Origin of the sequence: Haloactinopolyspora alba (assembly GCF_003014555.1) — a bacterium.
GTDB lineage: Bacteria > Actinomycetota > Actinomycetes > Jiangellales > Jiangellaceae > Haloactinopolyspora > Haloactinopolyspora alba.
The window spans coordinates 19,770-35,965 of record NZ_PYGE01000021.1; the positions used below are offsets into that span (position 1 = coordinate 19,770).

Consider the following 16,196-nt stretch of genomic DNA (forward strand, 5'->3'; position numbering starts at 1 on the left):
CCGCCGGACCCGCCGGGCGGCAACCCGTCGGGCGCCGGCTGTCCCGGTGCCGCTCCGGCCACGGTCTCGTGCTCGGTCGCCACCGTGCTCTCCTTCCTTCCGGCGGCGTCGGCCGGGGCGAACGCCCCGGCCGACCTGGTCAGAACCCTTCGACACCCGCCGCGGACGCGAGCTGCTCGAACTGGTCCTGGGTCGCCGCCGCGACCTCCTTGGGCGTCATCTCCCCGGCGACCATGTCGGCGAGGTTGAGGTAGAGGTCGGGGTTGGCGGCCGCCAGTGCCTGCATCGACCCGACCGAGTCGCCCAGCGACGCGTGCGCGTCGAGAAGCGCCTGCGGGACGGAGTCCGGCGTCGGCACGTCCGGCTTCAGCGAGATCGTCCCCTGGCCGGCGACGAAGTCCTCGTATCCGGGCCCCATCCAGAACGCGAGCAGCTGACGAGCGGCGGCTTCCTTCTGCTCGTCCCCGCTGCGGAACGCGACCAGCGCGTTGCTCTGGTCCGGGATGTAGGTGCCGACGTTGCCCGACGGCGAGATCGGGAAGAACCCGATCTTCTCGTTCAGCGTCGCCGTGTCGGCCTTGGCCTGCAGCTGCCCGAAGAACGAGTTGACCTGCAGCGCCATCGCCGCTTCACCAGCGAGCAGTGCGTCGCCCTGCTCCTCGAACGTCGCGGTGGCCAGGTCGTCGTTGAACAGGCCCTCCTCGACCAGATCGCGGTAGCGGGTGATCGCGTCGAGCACGACCGGGCTCTCGAAGCTCTTCTCGCCGGAGTTGACGTCGTCCCAGAAACCGTTGGCGGCGGCCCCGGCGAGCTGGACCTGGACCCACCACTGGGTGGCCCACCGGTCGCCGGCCATTCCGTAGAACGGCGTCACGCCGGCGCTGTCGAGCTTCCGCGCCAGGTCGACCATCTCGTCGAAGCTGCCCGGCGGCTCGGTGATGCCGTGCTGGGCGAAGACGTCCTTGTTGTAGTACACGCCCTCGACGGACGGGCTGGAGATGAGCGCCGCGTACCGGGTGTCGTCGAGCAGCCCGGTCATGTCCTGCAGCTCGGGTTGCAGCTCCTCGATCCACGGCGCGCCGTCAAGCGGCTGCAGGTTGGTGTCGGCGTTCAGGGCGGTCAGCATGGACGCCGTCGGCTGCCAGAACGCCAGGTCGGGCTTGTCGCCGGTCGCCACGCGGGTCTGCACGCTCTGCTCGTACGGGTCCGGGATGGTGACGATCTCGACCTTCGCGCCGGTCGCCTTCTCGAACGCGGCCGTCACCTGTTCGGGGATGGTGGTGCTGTTCTGTGCCGCCCAGAGTGTCAGCGTGACGCCGTCGAGGTCGGCCGTGGGCTCCGGCCACTCGACGGCACCCCCGCCGGCCGAACCACCGCCTTCGGCCTCCGCCGCCGGGTCGCTGCACGCCGTCGCCATGAGCGCGACGCTCGCGAGCGCCGCGATGCTCGTCAGGGATCTGTTCATCGAGTCTCTCCTCCAGCCCTTCTCGTCTCCGTGTCGCCGGTTCGGGTCTGTCACGTTGTCGGTCGGATCCGCACGATCCGGGCCGCGGGTGGATCCGCGGCACCGGTCAGGCGCAGCAGTGCGTCGTCGCGGTCCCAGGTGTGCTCCCACGCCGGCAACCGGTCCGGATAGATCACGTCGACGTCGACGTCGGTCCCGCGCAGATGAGCGATCGGCAGCTGCACCGTCGCCTCGGCATGCGGACGGCGCCACACGCCAAGGTAGGTGACGTCGCCGGAGCGCAGCCCTAGCGATATCCACCGGTCGTTCCACCCGGGCAGTTCGAGCGGCCAGAACGGGACCGCCCGCGCCAGATCGGCGCGGATCTCGCGGTGCACCTCGACGCCGCGCCGGACCAGCTCGAGCTGGCCGGTGTCCATCCGGTCCAGGTGACCGGACAGGTACAGCCGCCCGAGCATGCCGGTGCACATCGTGAACGCGATCTCCTCGTCGCTCATCTCCGGTTGCGGGTAGGCCCAGCTCGCCGACTGCTCCGGGAGCACGGACATCGGCGCGGAAGCCGCGATCGGCGGGTAGAGCAGCGGGTTCTGCTGGTCGCTGGTCGACTGCAGCTGCAACCGGGCGAGCATGGCGTAGTCCATGCGCATCGCCCCGGAGCCGCAGTTCTCCAGAACGAGGCCCGGGTGGCGGTCCAGGACGCCTTCGAGCCAGCGCAGGTGCGCACGGTTGTGCTCCATCAGCCCGGCGCCGGCCGAGCCGTCCTTCGCGTCCGTGCCCGCGCCCGGGTTGATGTTGTAGTCGAGCTTGAAGTACCGGATGCCGAACTCGCCGACGAGCCGGTCCACGGTGGCGTCGAGGTGCGCGACGGCCGCCGGGTGGCGCAGATCCAGGTGGTAGCGGCCGTTCTCGATCTGGCGCCGGCCGTCGCGCTGGAAGAACGCGTCGTCGGGCAGCTCGTCGGCCAGCCGGCTGCGCACGCCCACCACCTCGGGCTCGAGCCACAGTCCGGGCGACATGCCGGCCGAACGGATCCGCTCGACGACCTCGCCCAGTCCCGCGCAGAAACGCGTGGTCGACGGCTCCCACGCACCGACGCTGTCCCACCAGTCGCCGTCGTCGTCGTACCAGCCGGCGTCGATGCAGAAGTACTCGGCTCCGGCGCTCGCGGCCGCGTCGATCAGCGGCAGCAGCTTCTGCGTCGTCGGGTCACCCATCAGCGTGTTCATGTAGTCGTTGAAGACCACCGGCAGCGCGACGTGGTCGTCGTCCGGGCGCACGATGCACCGCCGGTACGCGGTGAGCGCCGCGAGGGCCGACTCGGCGCCGTCGTCACCGACGGCGATGCCGACCGGCACGCTCACGAACTCGTCGCCGGGATCCAGGGCGTGACGCCACTGATGGTCCGCGTCGCGGGGACCGGAGAGGGCGACGTAGACGCCGTCGAGGCCCTCGCCGACCTCCCAGCGCCACGCGCCGTTGTGCTCGATCTGCCACGCCCACGCCCGGCCGGCGGACCGGTCGTGCAGCACACCGGTCGGCAGGTACTCCCCGCTCGACCACGACCCGTGGCTGGTGACGACCATCGCCCCGCGCGGATTCTGCCGATGCGTGCCGAGGTCGATGTCGGGCACGCCCGCGTCCCGCAGCGCACGGCGCTGCCAGCGGCCCTCGGCCAGCCAGTCGCTCTCGGCCCAGGACACGTCGACGTCGTCGGCCGAGGCCCCGGCCGCGAACGCGCCGGTCACCAGCGAGCTCACGGCGTGCAGCACGACCGGCCCGGACCCGCCCGCGGACACGCGGGTCCACGCCTGCACGGCCGGCACACCGTCCACCGACCGGAACCACACCTCGACACCGATGCCGGTCTCCGGGTCGGTGAGCTCGACGACGAGACGGCGCCACCCGTCCGCCTCGTCCGCACGGGACCCGGAGAACCGCAGCCGGGCTCCCACGATCGTCTCGATCGAGCGCGCGCCGGACCATGCGTGCCCGTCCCCCGCCAGCAGGACCTCGGCGAGCGGCTGGGCGGTCTCCGCTTCCGCGCTCCCGCCGGCCGGGCCGTCGTGCTCCGTCACGTCGGCGGGGTCGAGCCGGACCAGACGGGCCGGACCGTCCGGCTCGGCGACCACCACGAGCGTCAACGCGGAATGTCCCCAGACGACTCGGTGCGGGTGCGGGCTCATCGGCATCGTGCCTCTCGCTCGTTGTTAACGCTCACAGTCGTTGATGTGACGACGATGATAACGTTTTCAGACGAGCCGTCAATGGGCCCCGACCACGAATCACGATGAACGGGCCCCGACGGGGCAGGTCAGCGGCTCGGAGACGAAGGCACCGGACCGGCGCTCTCGCGCAGCACCAACCGCGGCGTGACCGACGACGACCTCACACCGTCGCCGTCCAGGGCGCCGCCGAGCAGCTCGAAGGAGCGCCGGCCGAGATCGGCGAAGTCCTGCCGGACCGTCGTCAGCGGTGGTGTCCAGTACCGGCTCAGCGGATGGTCGTCGAACCCGACGACGCTGATCTCGTCGGGCACCCGCCGGCCGCACTCCTGCAGTGCCCGGATGAACGCCATGGCCAGCTCGTCGTTACCGCACAGCGCCGCGGTGACGTCGGAGCGTTCGGCGACGCCGCGGCCGAACTCGTAGGCGCGCTGTGGATCCCAGCCGGCGTCGTAGATCGGCGGCGGCTCGACGCCGGCGTGCTCCAGCGCCTTACGCCAGCCCGCCGCCCGCCCGGCCCGCCGCCCGGACGTGGGGACGGCGACATAGTGCACGGTGCTGTGTCCCAGGCCGAGCAGGTACTCGGTGGCGTGCTTCGCCGCCGCGGTGTCGTCGAGGACCGCGTGCGGCCGGGCGTCACTCTTGCCGCCGGCGACCGCGACGACCGGGAGATCCGTGGGCAGTGCGCGCAACGCGGCCGCGCCGGCCGGGTCGAACTTCAGCACGACCGCGCCGGACACCGGGTGGCTCAGGGCGAGGTCGACGGCCGCCGACACCGCCTCCGGCTCGTCCGACTCGATCACCGTGATCATCACGATGAACCCGGCCGCCCGCGCGGACTCCTCGATGCCCTGCAGCGTCGTCGCGTACCCGTACCGCGTCGTGTTGCTGGCGATCACCGCGATGGCCGACTGCCGACCCGTGACCAGCGCACGCGCCGCACCGTTCGGCCGGTATCCGAGCTCGCGGATGGCCGAGTGCACGCGTTCCTTGCGCTCGGCGCTGACCGGAACCGAGCCCGTGATGACGCGCGACACGGTGGGCACGGACACGCCCGCGAGCCGGGCGACGTCCGTGATTGCCGGAGCGCGAGTCGATGACCTGGCCATATGCGGTCCAGGTTACCGTGCGCTGGTCGACATCAGCAGATCAGGCCGCGCTTGCCACCGGGCCCGTGCCCGACCGGCGCCTCGCCGATCCAGCGTTCGTCCACCGGGGCCGCGGCTAGTTGATACCGCGAGTCCGACGACAGGCGGAACCGCGCCGAACGGTTGTCCAGGCTCGCGTGCACCAGGTAGATGCTGAAGGTGAGCAGGTCGCCGGCCTCGAACTCGGCCGTGAGCCAACGCCCGCCCAGCTGCTCGCGCAACCGCACCGGATCGTCGGAGAGGCTGCCGTTCCAGCGCCAGCCGTGCTCCAAGGCGTAGTCCTCGTCGCCGTCGACGTTCGAACAGTAGGTGTCGACGTCCCGGCGGACGTAGTCGTCGCGGATCTGCGGCAGCCGGTGCGAGCCCTCCAGCACCATCAGCCCGCCGAGATCGAATCCGGCGTCGCCGAGCGGCACCCAGGCGGTGTAGAGATCGTGCGTGCCGCGCCCCATGAAGACGGCGTCCCCGTGCGGCTTGGTGCCGTGCCCGGGGGCCACCACCCGCATCCAGGTGTAGTCGAAGTGCCGGACCGGCCCGCCCAGCAACCGCTCGTAGAACTCCACCATCCGGCCCTCGTAGAGCAGGCCGTGCAGCACCGGGTTGTCGTGGGCGACGTCCGGCTTGAGGGTGAGGTCGCAGCCGGGCGGCGCGACCGCGAGCTCCGCCGGGTACGACGGGTCGCTGAAGCCCTCGGCGGCCAGCCGGTCGGTGACGCTGGCCCGCGCCGCACGCACGGCCGGGCGATCCAGGAACCCGGGCAGGAACAGGTAGCCGTCCGCGGCCATGCGCCGGCGCAGCTCGCCGGTGTCGTCCAGGGCGTCGGTGGACCGGCGCAGCTCGCCGAGATGCGCGGGCGACCGGCTCAGTTGCATGCCCTGCGCGGTCAGCGGCGTCTCCGTGGACCGTGGTTGACTTTTCACGTCAGGCATATGGTCAGTATGTCGCTACGGTGACATGCGGCGACAGGACGAACTCGTCTCGTTCTTGCACTTTTGCGACCCTGGAGCGTGGTTTCAGTGCCCACCGACGGCGACTCACCGCGGCCGTGGGCGCGCTACCTGACACCCACGGCGGTCCACCAGCGGCTTGGGCTGACGTGTCTCTGCGCCGGTCGCCAGTCCGGACCGGCGCACTGCCCGCCACGCGTCCTGGACAGCCATGCCGCCGTGCTCGTCCTGTCCGGTCCGGGCCGGCTCGAGTGCGGCAGGCCGGGCACGACGTACGAGCTCACGCCGCCGACGCTGTTCTGGCTGTTCCCCGGTGAGCCACACACCTACGGGCCGAGCCGCGGTGGCTGGCACGAGGTGTGGACGTTGTTCGACGGTTCCGCCGTCGCCGCCTACGAGGAGCTGGGCTACCTGTCGCGGACCGAGCCCGTGCTCCGCCTCGACGACTCGACGGCCGTCCGGCACACCATGGACCGGCTGCTCGAGGCCTGCCACGGACACCGGCCAGGAGTCGAGGTGACGGCGGCACATCTCGTCCACGAGCTGATCCTCACCGCCCACCACTCGCGCCGTGACCCCGGCGGCGCGACCGACGACGCCGTCATGGCCACCCTGCGCGAGCACGCGTGCACGGCGGTGTCCGTCGGCGAGATCGCCGCGCGCCTCGGACTGTCGCTCAGCGCCCTGCGCAGGGTGGTGCACCGAGCCGGCGGCTGCAGCCCCAAGGGCTACATCGTGCAGGTCCGGCTCAACCACGCCAAGGCGCTGCTCGCCGGATCGGAGCTGACCGTCGCGGAGATCGCGCGCGAGGTCGGCCACCACGACCCCGCGTACTTCACCCGGACGTTCACCCGGCACACCGGGATGCCTCCGGGCGAGTTCCGCAGGCAGCAGCGTCGGGTGCACTGAGCTGATCGTCCTCGGCCCCGGCCGCCGGCACCTTGTTGCCTGTGCGTCGCGGATGGACCGCGTCGAGAGCCCCGCATCCGGAACGCACAGGCAACTAGCGTCTGACGTCGTCCACCTCATCTGCCGGTGTCCAGCGTTCCGTGAGAAGTTCACGACCCGGCGGATGTCCGGGTAGCGGCTGCGAAGCGGTGGCGCGGAGCCCGTCCAGCGCGATGGCGGTGATCCGCGTCCGGGCGTTCCACGCGACGTCGAGCAGGTCGGTCCTCCCCTGCTTCCTGAGCTGATCCAGCAACGGTGACGTGGCGAGCTGCTCGATCAGCAGGTCCAGGTCGACCTGGGTGACGTCGGCCCGCAGAGCACCCGCCGCTCGGGCGCGCTCGACCAGCGTCGCGACGGCGTCGTCCGCACGCTCGTTCTTGTCGGCCATCTCGTCGGTGACGGTGATCGTCCCGGCGATCGGGCCCAGTGAGCCGGCGCCGAGCCCGATCGCGGCCGTGACGTAGTGCACGAGACCTTCCCACGGGTCGTCGATGGCGAGCCCTTCCGTGGCGGCACGGTGGTAGCCGTCCAGCGCGATGACGCTCAGGCGCTGGAAGAGCTCCTCCTTGGTCCGGTAGCGGCGGTACAGGCTGCCGATGCCGACCCCCGCACGCTTGGCGATCGCGGCGACCGACGCGTGTTCGCCATCGGCCCCGATCACCTCGCGTGCGGCCTCGAGCAGCGCACGGTCGTTGCGTTCGGCCTCGGCCTGCCGGGGAGCGCGCCGCGTGTCCTTCGCCATTCCGGCCAGCCTACCCCTTGCGGAGCGAATCGCTCCGGACCTATCGTGATGCTAACGGAGCGATTCGCTCCGCTTCAAGACGAAGGAGAGATCATGGGCGCGAACCACGCCACCACGCGCGACGACGACCGGGCCGCGATCCGGCAGGTCGTCGCGGAGGCGGAGAAACACCAGAACGACCTCGAGGCGTTCCTCGCCCTGCACACCGCCGACGCGATGATCGTCAACATCGCGGGGCGCCGGGTGCTCGGCCGGGACGACATCCGCGTGGCGATGGCGGCAGCGCTCGACTCGCCGCTGGCCAGCGTGTTCACCACCACCGAGATCGTGGACATCCGGTTCGCGAGCGCCGACGTCGCCATCGTCAGCGCCATCAAGCACGTGTCGGACGAGCGCGGCGGCTCATCGAAAGCCGGATCCGGCGAGGGACTTCCCGCCACGGGCAGTCTCACCTACGTCCTGGCGAGAGAGCACGACGCGTGGCGGATCGCTTCCGCCCAAACCACACCCATCGTCCAGGCAGACGCCGACCACTGATCCGTTGTCGCGGCTCCCCGCTAGCCCGCCGTCGTGGCGAGTGTCTGGGTGCCGAGAACCGTCAGCATGGCGAGGCGTTCGGCGTCCGCGGTGTCCGGCTCGGCCGTGTAGACCATGATGCGCAGGTCGCTGCCGGCCACCGTCAGAACGTCGCAGTCCAGGGTCAGCGGCCCCACCTGCGGATGCTCGACGGTCTTGCGCGCCGACTCGTGGTGGCCGACGGCGCCTGCGTCCCACAGTTCGGCGAACCGGGCACTGTTGGCGTACAACTCCGCGACAAGTGCCCGCAGCCGCGAGTCCGCCGGATAACGGGCGGCTGCACTCCGCAGATCGCAGACCAGGGCAGCCTCGAACGCGCGCCGCGACTCCGGCGTGTGCCGGACCCGGCTGCCCCGGCCGAGCAGGTTGCGCCACACGGCGTTGCGGTCGTTGCCGCGCAGACCGGTGGGGTCACCCATCAACGCAGCGTACGGCTGGTTGGCGACAACCAGGGTCCAGGACGCGTCGTAGACCGCGACGGGCGTCCCGCTCAGCCGGTCCAGCAGCCGTTCGACGCTCGGGGTGACGTGGGTGGGCACCGTCTCGGCTCCCGGCGCCGCCAGCCCGGCCAGCTCGAACAGGTGCGCACGTTCGGCCGGCGACACCCGCAGCGCCCGGGCCAGGGATTCGACGACCTGTGCGGACGGGTGCGCGGCGCGGCCCTGCTCGAGACGGGTGACGTAGTCGACGGAGACCCCGGCCAGCATGGCCAGCTCCTCGCGGCGCAACCCGGCTGCTCGCCGCCGGCCGCCTTCGAGCAGCCCCGCGGCATCCGGCGCGATCCGGTCACGCCAGCGCCGCACCGCCCGCCCGAACTCCGTCGCCATACCTCCAGTGTGCACGCCGACCTGCGGGCTCAGCCTGGTACCGGCGGTCCCAGGAAGACGGGACCACTGGCCGGCCACGCCGCCCGGGCGGACCGTGGAGGCATGACAACGACACTGATCACCGGAGCGAACAAGGGGCTGGGCTTCGAGACCGCCCGCCGGCTCGTCGCCGCGGGCCACACCGTCTACGTCGGCAGCCGGGACGATGCTCGCGGACGCCGGGCCGCTCAGCAGCTGGGCGCGAGGCACGTCCGCATCGACGTGACCGACGACGCCAGCGTCGCCGCGGCAGCGACGGCGGTGGAGGCCGACGGCGGGCTGGACGTGCTGGTCAACAACGCCGGCGTCGAAGGCAGGGATGCCGGCAACAACGTCGTCGGCCCCGCGGACGTGACCGCCGAGCAGATGCGGGCGCTGTTCGAAACGAACGTGTTCGGCGTCGTGCGCGTCACCGGCACGTTCCTGCCGCTGCTGCAGCGTTCCGCCAACCCGGTCGTGGTCAACCTCAGCAGCGGACTGGCCTCCCTGACCCGCCTCACCACCACGGGCACCCCGGCGTACGGCTACACCGGCGTCGCCTACCCGGCGTCGAAGGCCGCGGTCAACACGATCACCGTGCAGTACGCCAAGGCCTTCCCGGACATGCGGATCAACGCGGTCGAGCCCGGGTTCACCAAGACCGACCTGAACGGGAACACCGGCATCCAGACCGTCGAAGAGGGCGCCGAGATCATCGTCCGGATGGCTCAGGTGGGCTCCGACGGCCCGACCGGAGCCTACGTCGACGCTTCGGGTCCTCTCCCCTGGTGAGCGCGGCACGCCCGGCGTCGGATCACGCCTGCGCCGAGGTCCGCCACGCTGGGTCACGGCCGATGAAGCCCATCAACCTGTCCTGCGCGGAGGCTTCGTCGGCGACGGGCACGGCGGGACCGAACTGCCCGCTGTCACGCAGCATCTGCTCCATCGGTTTCATGGCCGCCAGCGCGGACCTGCAGCGCTCCTCGCCCAGGTCGGGCTCGCGGCCGAGCGCCTCGGCGAGGTCCCAGGAGTGCATCCAGACGTCGTCGGTGTAGAACGCGTCGATCGCCACGTCCACCGGCTTGTCGCCGGTGTGCGGGTTGCTGAGCACCCGCCCGGCGGGATCGTCGAGGACGGCCTGGATGTCGGCGACGTGCTGCTTCCAGGCGGCGACCGGGTCGGCCCCGACGTCCAGCGCCGGAAGCTCGATCCCGGCGCCGGTCAGGAAGCCGCGGGACCACTCGACAAGATGCTTCACGACGTCGAGCGCCGTCCACCCCTCGACCGGGCTGGGTCGCGCCCAGTCGCCGGCCGAGGCCGACTCGACGAGCCCGGTGAACCGGGCGGCGTCGTACGCGTGCCGCCCGGCCGGGCTCTGGGGTGCCGCCATCAGCGCGGGTCCTTCGCGAGCAGTTCGTCGAGCTTCTCGTAGCCCTCGTTGACCCCGGTGTCCATGCCGCTGGACAGGATGCCGTCGCGGGTCTGGAAGTCCTCGACCACGCTCAGCACCCGAAGCCGCGTGCCTCCGCCGTCGAGCTGCTCGAACGTCAACGTCTCCAGCGAGACTCCGTCGGGCACGCCTTCGTAGGTGAACGTCCACACGATCCGTTCGTTCGCGCGCACCTCGTGGAAACTGCCGTAGAAGGAGGCGATCTGTTCGCCGTCACGGTCGTTGGCGAAGGCCCACTCGCCACCCGTGCGGGCGTCCCACCTGGTGATCCTCGTGGTCATCGAATGCGGACCGACCCAACGCGCGTAGAGCTCGGGGTCGACGTGGGCGCGGAACACCTGCTCGGGCGCCGCGTCGAACTCGCGGATGATCTCGATGGTCGGGACCTTCTCGTCGGCCACGATCCGGGTCTCGTGCTTGGCCATGGTGCGTCCTCCCTCTGGGTGTCGTCTCAAGAAGTCTGGTCTTCGGACGTGTCACCTTCGGACACGGCCATCCGATCCAGAACGGCGTCGAGGCGTTGGTAGCGCTGCTCAGCCTCGCGGCGGTAGCGCTCGATCCATTTCGTCATCAGGTCGAACACCTCCGCATCGAGGTGGACCGGCCGGCGCTGAGCCTCCTTGCTGCGGACCACCAGCCCGGCCTCCTCGAGCACTTTCACGTGCTTGGAGACGGCCTGGAGGCTCATGCCGTACGGCTGTGCCAACTCGCCCACGGTCGCGTCCGCGCCCGCCAGCCGGGCCACCAGATCGCGCCGGGTCGGATCGGCCAGTGCCGCGAACGCCCGGTTGAGCTGCTCCGTTACCTCGTCCACCATCGTTCCTCAACTTGTTGGTTGAATACGACCTTAGAGCGAGTCCCCAGTCATTGTCAACCGTCTGGTTGATAACGCTGCGGAGGCATCGGCCGGGCCGCTGCGCCCGGCACGAGCGGTGCAGGTGGATCGCGGTCAGCGCTGGGCGTCTCCTGGCGGCTGGCCGTCTGCCTGCAGCATGGCGAGGGTGAGGACGTTGTCGCCGATCCCCCAGCCTCCGTCGGCGACCTCTTCGACGAGGACCATCGTGGTCGGCCGGGCTCGTTCTCCGTAGATCTCGGCGTAGAGGTCGGTCGTGCGGTGGACGATCCGTGCTTTCTGTTCGGCGGTCAGGGAACCGGCCGGGACTTTGAAGTTGGCGAAGGGCATGATGAGGACTCCTTTGCGGTCGACGGTTGCCGTCAGACGATGCCGCCGTTGGCGCGGACGACCTGCCCGTTGACCCAGTGGCCCTGCTCACTGGCGAGAAAGGCCGCCACGCCCGCGATGTCGGCGGGCGTGCCCAGACGTTCGAGCGAGGGCTGGGCGGCGAGGCGGGCGACGGTCTCCTCGTCCTTGCCGTCGAGGAAGAGGTCCGTGGCGGTCGGGCCGGGCGCGATGGCGTTGACGGTGACGTCCCTGCCGCGCAACTCGCGGGCGAGGATCATGGTCAGCGCCTCGACCGCCCCCTTGCTCGCGCTGTACGCCCCGTAGCTGGGCAGGGCGAGGCCCACGACGGACGTGGAGAACGTGATCAGCGTGCCGCCGGAGCGCAGCCTGCGCGCGGCCTGCTGTGCGACGACGAACGTGCCGCGGATGTTGGTCCGGTGCAGGTCGTCGAGGTCGGCGAGGTCGAGGTCGGCCACGGTGGACAGCACCATCCTGCCCGCGGCATGGGCGACCACGTCGACACCCCCGAAGGCCGTCTCGGCGGCGTCGAACAGCGCGGCGACGTCGTGCTCGTCCGCCACGTCAGCCCGGACGGCGACGGCGCGCCCGCCCGCCGCTTCCACGGTCCGGACGACGTCCTCGGCGAGGTCCTTGCGTCCGGCGTAGCCGACGGCGACGGCGTGCCCCTCGGCGGCGAGCCTGATCGCCACTTCCCGCCCGATGCCGCGCGATGCGCCGGTCACGATGGCGGCCCTGGTGTGCTCGGTCATGTCTGCTCCGTTCACTCGGTGACGGCTCCACCATGAACCGGTTCGGTCAGGGCAACCAGGCGCCGTTGACCCAGGGGTTGTCATCCCCTGGGTCACGCCCGGCTGCCGGCGCATACTGGTCCGGTGGACCTGGCAGAGTTCGGGGCGTTCCTGAAGTCGCGACGCGATCGCATCCGCCCGTCGGATGTCGGCCTGTCTCCGGGACCGCGCCGCCGTGTGCCGGGGCTGCGCCGCGACGAGGTCGCGCAGCTGGCCGGCGCCTCCGTCGACTACTACGTCGAGCTCGAACGCGGCGGCGGGGCTCAGCCGTCCGAGCAGATGGTCGCGGCGCTGGCCCGCGCCCTGCGGCTGGGCCTCGACGAGCGAGACCACCTGTACCACCTCGCCGGGCGCCCGGTTCCCCCGTCGGGCAGCGCCGCGGCGCACGTGCACCCCGGCATGCTCGACCTGCTCGACCGGCTGTCCGGAACGCCGGCCCAGGTGATCACCGACCTGCACGTGACGCTCGTGCAGAACCCGCTCGCGGTCGCCCTGCTCGGCCCGGCTCCCTCCGCGAAGGGCGTACGGGCCAGCTTCGTGTACCGCTGGTTCACCGACCCGGCCTCCAGGGCGATCTACCCCGCGGACGATCACGAACGCCAGTCCGGCACGTTCGTGGCGGACCTGCGTGCCGCGGTGGCCCGACGCGGTCGCGACGCGGAGGCCGGGGACCTGGTCGCCGACCTGCAAGCGCGCAGTGCCGAGTTCGCGGAACTGTGGCAACGGCACGAGGTCGCCGTACGGCGGGGAGACCGCAAGCGCATCCAGCACCCGTCGCTGGGCATCCTCGACGTGAACTGCCTGAACCTGATCAGTGAGGACGGCCGCCAGCGGCTGCTGTGGTTCACGCCCGTGCCCGGCACCGATTCGGCGGCGCAGCTGGAACTGCTCTCCGTCCTGGGCACCCAGGACGTCACCCGCGAGGTCCGCTGAACCGCTCCCGGAGGGCGCAAAGCACTCGCTACTCGCTTCTCCGGGTCTACCTTTGCGTCAATGGATCCAGAGACGACGCGGCTGCTCGAGGCGACCGAGGCGGCCCGTGAGCGCGGCGACTGGCACACGGTGTACCGGCTGCTTCGCGACGCTCACGAGGGCGGGACACGACTCCCGGCCGCGGCCCTCGCCCGGTTCGGCCAGGCTGCCTGGTGGCTGGGCAAGGTCAGCGAGAGCCTCGAGACCGGCGAGGAGTGCCACCGACGGTTCCTGGCCGAGGGCGACGAGGAAGCGGCTGCCGCCAACGCCGTGGACATGGCGGTCATCTGGATCCTGCGCGGCGACGTCACGATCGGGTCCGGCTGGCTGGGTCGTGCCCGGCGACTGCAGGAAGGACGTCCGCCCGGGCTCGCCCATGGGCTGCTGCGTTACGTCGAGTGCCTGGGCCTGCTGGGCGAGGCCGACATGGGGCGGGCGGCCGAAGGTGGACGGGAACTGCAGCGGCTCGGCGCCGAGCTCGCAGAGAGCACGCTGAGCGCGCTGGGGCTCGCGGTCGAGGGGGTCGCCAGGGTCCGCCTCGGAGACGTCGCCGACGGACTCGCGCTGCTCGACGAAGCCATGCTTCCGGTGCTCGCCGGAGACGTGAAGCCGGAGTACGCCGGTGGGATCTACTGCGACATGATCGCGGTCTGCCACGACCTGGCGGACGCGCAACGTGCCCGGCGATGGACCGAGACCACCGAGCGCTGGTGTGCGCAGTTCTCCAGCGCGGCCATGTACCTGGGCATCTGCCGCGTCCGCCGGGTCCAGCTGCTCAACCAGGCAGGCGCGTGGAGCGAGGCCGAGCGCGAGGCGATGCAGGTCTGCCGGGACGTCGAGGGGATCAACGCGTCGGTGGTTGCGGAGGCACACTGCCAGCTCGCCGAGATCCACCGGCTCCGCGGCGAGCTGGACCAGGCTGCGCGCGCACTCGAGCAGGCGCGGGCACACGGCGGCGACACCCAACCCGAAGAGGCCCGGTTGGCTCTGGCCCGCGGCGCGGGCGGTGAGGCGATCGACGGGCTGCGCCTGGCCCTTGCCCGTCACGAGAGTGACCCCCTGCATCGCGCGCCGCTCCTGCTGGCACAGGCGGAGGTGGCCCATCAGACACGTGCTCCCGCGGTCGCGGAGGCCGCGCGCCTCGAGCTCGCGCAGATCAGCGTGAGGTTTCCCAGCCCCGGGATGAGAACCTGGGCCGCGCACGCGCACGGTTTGACGGCGCTGGCGGCCGGGAAGCACGAAGCGGCGCTGGCCCCGCTGCGCAAGGCGATCGGTGGCTACGAGGCGATGACCGCACCGTACGCCGCCGCCCAGGCGCGGCTGCTGCTCGCCGGTTGCCTGCGCGAACTCGGGCACGACGGCCAGGCCGAGACCGAGGACCTGGTCGCTCGCCGCTCGCTGGCCGACCTCGGCGTACGAACGTTCCCGCGGCACGAACCACCCGGAGGGCTGACCTGGCGCGAGGCCGAGGTGCTGGGCCGGGTCGCCCTGGGTGAGACCAACCGCCAGGTCGCCGCCGCGTTGCACATCACCGAGAAGACCGTCGGGCGCCATCTCTCGAACGTCTACGTCAAGCTCGGCGTCACCTCCCGGACCGCCGCGGCCGCCTGGGCCCACGACCACGGGGTTCGAGCTCACCGAGCCGGATCCTGACTACGGCATTCGCCGTACGCCGGTCCCCAGGTCGTGGGGATTCTCCCGATGCCCCGAGGTGCCCGGACTTCCTAGCGTGAGGAGTCCACAGCATCGAGAGGAGCTCGTCATGGCCACCACCGAGATCGCCCCGCAGCCGTCGATCGACCCCGTCGCGGCAGAGGAGTTCGCCGGCCGGGTGCTCTCCATCTTCGATGACGCCGCAGCGGCACTGATGATCAGCATCGGACACCAGACCGGGCTGTTCGACACGCTCGCCGGGCTGCGTCCCTCCACCAGCAGCGACGTCGCCGCCGCAGCCGGCCTGAACGAGCGCTACGTGCGCGAATGGCTCAAGGCGATGACCATGGCGCGGATCGTGGACTACGACCCCGTGGCGCACACTTACCACCTGCCGGTGGAGCACGCCAATTCGCTGATCCGCGCCTCCGGGCCGGGAAACCTCGCTGTGCTCACCACCTTCATCTCCATGCTCGGCGAGGCCGAACCCGGGATCGTCGAATGCTTCCGCACCGGCGGCGGTCTCCCGTACTCCGCCTACGAGCGCTTCCACGAGACCATGGCCGGGGTCAGCGGCGCGGCCGTCGACGGCGCTCTGCTCGAGGTGCTCCTGCCGCTCGCTCCGGGACTCGTCGAGCGGCTCGAGGCCGGCATCGACGTGCTGGACATCGGATGTGGCCGCGGGCACGCGGTGAACGTGCTGGCCGGCGCGTTCCCAGACAGCACGTTCACCGGCTACGACTTCTCAGCCGACGCCATCGGCTGGGCTCGCGACGAGGCCGCCGAACTGGGCCTGGCGAACACCACGTTCGAGGTCGTCGACGTGGCCAGGATGCGGGACTCCGAGCGCCACGATCTGGTCACCGCCTTCGACGCCATCCACGACCAGGCCGACCCGGCCGGCGTGCTGGCCGCGGCGTGCCGCGCGCTGCGACCGGGTGGCACCTTCTTCGCCGGCGACATCAAGGCTTCGAGCAACGTCGAGGACAACTTCGCGATCCCGTGGGGAACCTTCATCTACACCGTCTCGACGCTGCACTGCATGAGCGTCTCCCTCGGCCTGGGCGGGGCCGGTCTCGGCACCGGCTGGGGCCGTCAACTGGCGACGTCGATGATCGCTGACGCCGGATTCGTCGACGTGGAAGTCAACGAGGTGGAGACCGAGCCCTTCAACCTCTACTACGTCGCGCAGAAACCGTGAGTTCGGCGGCCACCGCCGACCCTCCACCCACCAGC

General features: G+C 71.2%; 17 protein-coding genes. 6 read left to right on the forward strand and 11 right to left on the reverse strand.

The annotated features are described in order from the left end of the window. Positions 1-139: 139 nt before the first annotated feature. The 4 genes from CLV30_RS21465 to CLV30_RS21480 all read right to left on the reverse strand — a co-directional run bounded on the left by CLV30_RS21465 (position 140) and on the right by CLV30_RS21480 (position 5,764). Positions 140-1,465 (reverse strand): ABC transporter substrate-binding protein, encoded by a 1,326-nt coding sequence (locus tag CLV30_RS21465; RefSeq protein ID WP_106539287.1) that lies wholly within the window; start codon positions 1,463-1,465, stop codon positions 140-142. 50 nt (positions 1,466-1,515) lie between these two features. Beyond that, complete coding sequence (locus CLV30_RS21470) at positions 1,516-3,654, reverse strand: glycoside hydrolase family 36 protein (protein WP_211300100.1); 2,139 nt, start codon at positions 3,652-3,654, stop codon at positions 1,516-1,518. A gap of 122 nt (positions 3,655-3,776) precedes the next feature. Next, a complete protein-coding gene (locus tag CLV30_RS21475) occupies positions 3,777-4,796 on the reverse strand; it encodes a LacI family DNA-binding transcriptional regulator (protein WP_106539288.1) in 1,020 nt (339 codons plus the stop codon). 32 nt (positions 4,797-4,828) lie between these two features. Continuing rightward, entirely contained in the window at positions 4,829-5,764 is a 936-nt protein-coding gene (locus CLV30_RS21480) for a phytanoyl-CoA dioxygenase family protein (protein ID WP_165358678.1), read from the reverse strand. 87 nt (positions 5,765-5,851) lie between these two features. Between CLV30_RS21480 and CLV30_RS21485 the strand changes: the two genes are divergently transcribed. Beyond that, complete coding sequence (locus CLV30_RS21485) at positions 5,852-6,691, forward strand: AraC family transcriptional regulator (RefSeq protein ID WP_165358679.1); 840 nt, start codon at positions 5,852-5,854, stop codon at positions 6,689-6,691. Positions 6,692-6,785: 94 nt separating this feature from the next. On the opposite strand, the gene CLV30_RS21490 is transcribed toward CLV30_RS21485, so the two are convergent. Continuing rightward, positions 6,786-7,472 carry a TetR/AcrR family transcriptional regulator gene (locus tag CLV30_RS21490; RefSeq protein ID WP_106539291.1) on the reverse strand — a complete coding sequence of 229 codons (687 nt, stop codon included), beginning with the start codon at positions 7,470-7,472 and terminating at the stop codon, positions 6,786-6,788. Between the two features lie 93 nt (positions 7,473-7,565). Between CLV30_RS21490 and CLV30_RS21495 the strand changes: the two genes are divergently transcribed. Next, complete coding sequence (locus tag CLV30_RS21495) at positions 7,566-8,009, forward strand: YybH family protein (protein ID WP_106539292.1); 444 nt, start codon at positions 7,566-7,568, stop codon at positions 8,007-8,009. A 20-nt stretch (positions 8,010-8,029) separates the two neighbouring features. Here the strand turns inward: CLV30_RS21495 and CLV30_RS21500 are convergent, their stop codons facing one another. Further along, complete coding sequence (locus tag CLV30_RS21500) at positions 8,030-8,875, reverse strand: helix-turn-helix transcriptional regulator (RefSeq protein ID WP_106539293.1); 846 nt, start codon at positions 8,873-8,875, stop codon at positions 8,030-8,032. A gap of 102 nt (positions 8,876-8,977) precedes the next feature. On the opposite strand from CLV30_RS21500, the gene CLV30_RS21505 reads away from it, so the two are divergent. Continuing rightward, positions 8,978-9,685 carry an SDR family NAD(P)-dependent oxidoreductase gene (locus CLV30_RS21505; RefSeq protein ID WP_106539294.1) on the forward strand — a complete coding sequence of 236 codons (708 nt, stop codon included), beginning with the start codon at positions 8,978-8,980 and terminating at the stop codon, positions 9,683-9,685. A 22-nt stretch (positions 9,686-9,707) separates the two neighbouring features. Here CLV30_RS21505 and CLV30_RS21510 read toward each other — a convergent pair whose 3' ends face one another. The 5 genes from CLV30_RS21510 to CLV30_RS21530 all read right to left on the reverse strand — a co-directional run bounded on the left by CLV30_RS21510 (position 9,708) and on the right by CLV30_RS21530 (position 12,296). Next, positions 9,708-10,283, reverse strand: coding sequence for a TIGR03086 family metal-binding protein (locus tag CLV30_RS21510; RefSeq protein ID WP_106539295.1), 576 nt, complete (start codon positions 10,281-10,283; stop codon positions 9,708-9,710). Then, the gene (locus tag CLV30_RS21515; protein ID WP_106539296.1) at positions 10,283-10,768 is read right to left on the reverse strand and encodes an SRPBCC family protein; all 486 of its coding nucleotides are present in this window, start codon (positions 10,766-10,768) and stop codon (positions 10,283-10,285) included. Before CLV30_RS21515 ends, CLV30_RS21510 begins: the two co-directional genes overlap by 1 nt. A 26-nt stretch (positions 10,769-10,794) precedes the next feature. Continuing rightward, positions 10,795-11,157 carry an ArsR/SmtB family transcription factor gene (locus CLV30_RS21520; protein ID WP_106539297.1) on the reverse strand — a complete coding sequence of 121 codons (363 nt, stop codon included), beginning with the start codon at positions 11,155-11,157 and terminating at the stop codon, positions 10,795-10,797. A 135-nt stretch (positions 11,158-11,292) separates the two neighbouring features. Then, complete coding sequence (locus CLV30_RS21525) at positions 11,293-11,526, reverse strand: tautomerase family protein (RefSeq protein ID WP_106539298.1); 234 nt, start codon at positions 11,524-11,526, stop codon at positions 11,293-11,295. 32 nt (positions 11,527-11,558) lie between these two features. Then, positions 11,559-12,296, reverse strand: a complete 738-nt coding sequence (locus CLV30_RS21530; RefSeq protein WP_106539299.1) for an SDR family oxidoreductase — start codon at positions 12,294-12,296, stop codon at positions 11,559-11,561. 123 nt (positions 12,297-12,419) lie between these two features. Between CLV30_RS21530 and CLV30_RS21535 the strand changes: the two genes are divergently transcribed. The 3 genes from CLV30_RS21535 to CLV30_RS21545 all read left to right on the forward strand — a co-directional run bounded on the left by CLV30_RS21535 (position 12,420) and on the right by CLV30_RS21545 (position 16,161). Further along, complete coding sequence (locus tag CLV30_RS21535) at positions 12,420-13,268, forward strand: helix-turn-helix transcriptional regulator (RefSeq protein ID WP_106539300.1); 849 nt, start codon at positions 12,420-12,422, stop codon at positions 13,266-13,268. Between the two features lie 60 nt (positions 13,269-13,328). Next, on the forward strand, positions 13,329-14,960 hold the full coding sequence (locus CLV30_RS21540) for a LuxR C-terminal-related transcriptional regulator (RefSeq protein WP_106539301.1): 1,632 nt from the start codon (positions 13,329-13,331) through the stop codon (positions 14,958-14,960). A 109-nt stretch (positions 14,961-15,069) separates the two neighbouring features. Next, positions 15,070-16,161: a class I SAM-dependent methyltransferase gene (locus tag CLV30_RS21545; RefSeq protein ID WP_106539302.1), complete on the forward strand. Its 1,092-nt coding sequence runs from the start codon at positions 15,070-15,072 to the stop codon at positions 16,159-16,161. Positions 16,162-16,196 lie beyond the last annotated feature (35 nt).

Coding starts and splice junctions, on each gene's coding strand:
- CLV30_RS21465 (WP_106539287.1), bottom strand. CDS start 1,465: ATGAACAGATCCCTGACGAGCATCGCGGCGCTCGCGAGCGTCGCGCTC.
- CLV30_RS21470 (WP_211300100.1), bottom strand. CDS start 3,654: ATGCCGATGAGCCCGCACCCGCACCGAGTCGTCTGGGGACATTCCGCG.
- CLV30_RS21475 (WP_106539288.1), bottom strand. CDS start 4,796: ATGGCCAGGTCATCGACTCGCGCTCCGGCAATCACGGACGTCGCCCGG.
- CLV30_RS21480 (WP_165358678.1), bottom strand. CDS start 5,764: ATGCCTGACGTGAAAAGTCAACCACGGTCCACGGAGACGCCGCTGACC.
- CLV30_RS21490 (WP_106539291.1), bottom strand. CDS start 7,472: ATGGCGAAGGACACGCGGCGCGCTCCCCGGCAGGCCGAGGCCGAACGC.
- CLV30_RS21495 (WP_106539292.1), top strand. CDS start 7,566: ATGGGCGCGAACCACGCCACCACGCGCGACGACGACCGGGCCGCGATC.
- CLV30_RS21500 (WP_106539293.1), bottom strand. CDS start 8,875: ATGGCGACGGAGTTCGGGCGGGCGGTGCGGCGCTGGCGTGACCGGATC.
- CLV30_RS21505 (WP_106539294.1), top strand. CDS start 8,978: ATGACAACGACACTGATCACCGGAGCGAACAAGGGGCTGGGCTTCGAG.
- CLV30_RS21510 (WP_106539295.1), bottom strand. CDS start 10,283: ATGGCGGCACCCCAGAGCCCGGCCGGGCGGCACGCGTACGACGCCGCC.
- CLV30_RS21515 (WP_106539296.1), bottom strand. CDS start 10,768: ATGGCCAAGCACGAGACCCGGATCGTGGCCGACGAGAAGGTCCCGACC.
- CLV30_RS21525 (WP_106539298.1), bottom strand. CDS start 11,526: ATGCCCTTCGCCAACTTCAAAGTCCCGGCCGGTTCCCTGACCGCCGAA.
- CLV30_RS21530 (WP_106539299.1), bottom strand. CDS start 12,296: ATGACCGAGCACACCAGGGCCGCCATCGTGACCGGCGCATCGCGCGGC.
- CLV30_RS21540 (WP_106539301.1), top strand. CDS start 13,329: ATGGATCCAGAGACGACGCGGCTGCTCGAGGCGACCGAGGCGGCCCGT.
- CLV30_RS21545 (WP_106539302.1), top strand. CDS start 15,070: ATGGCCACCACCGAGATCGCCCCGCAGCCGTCGATCGACCCCGTCGCG.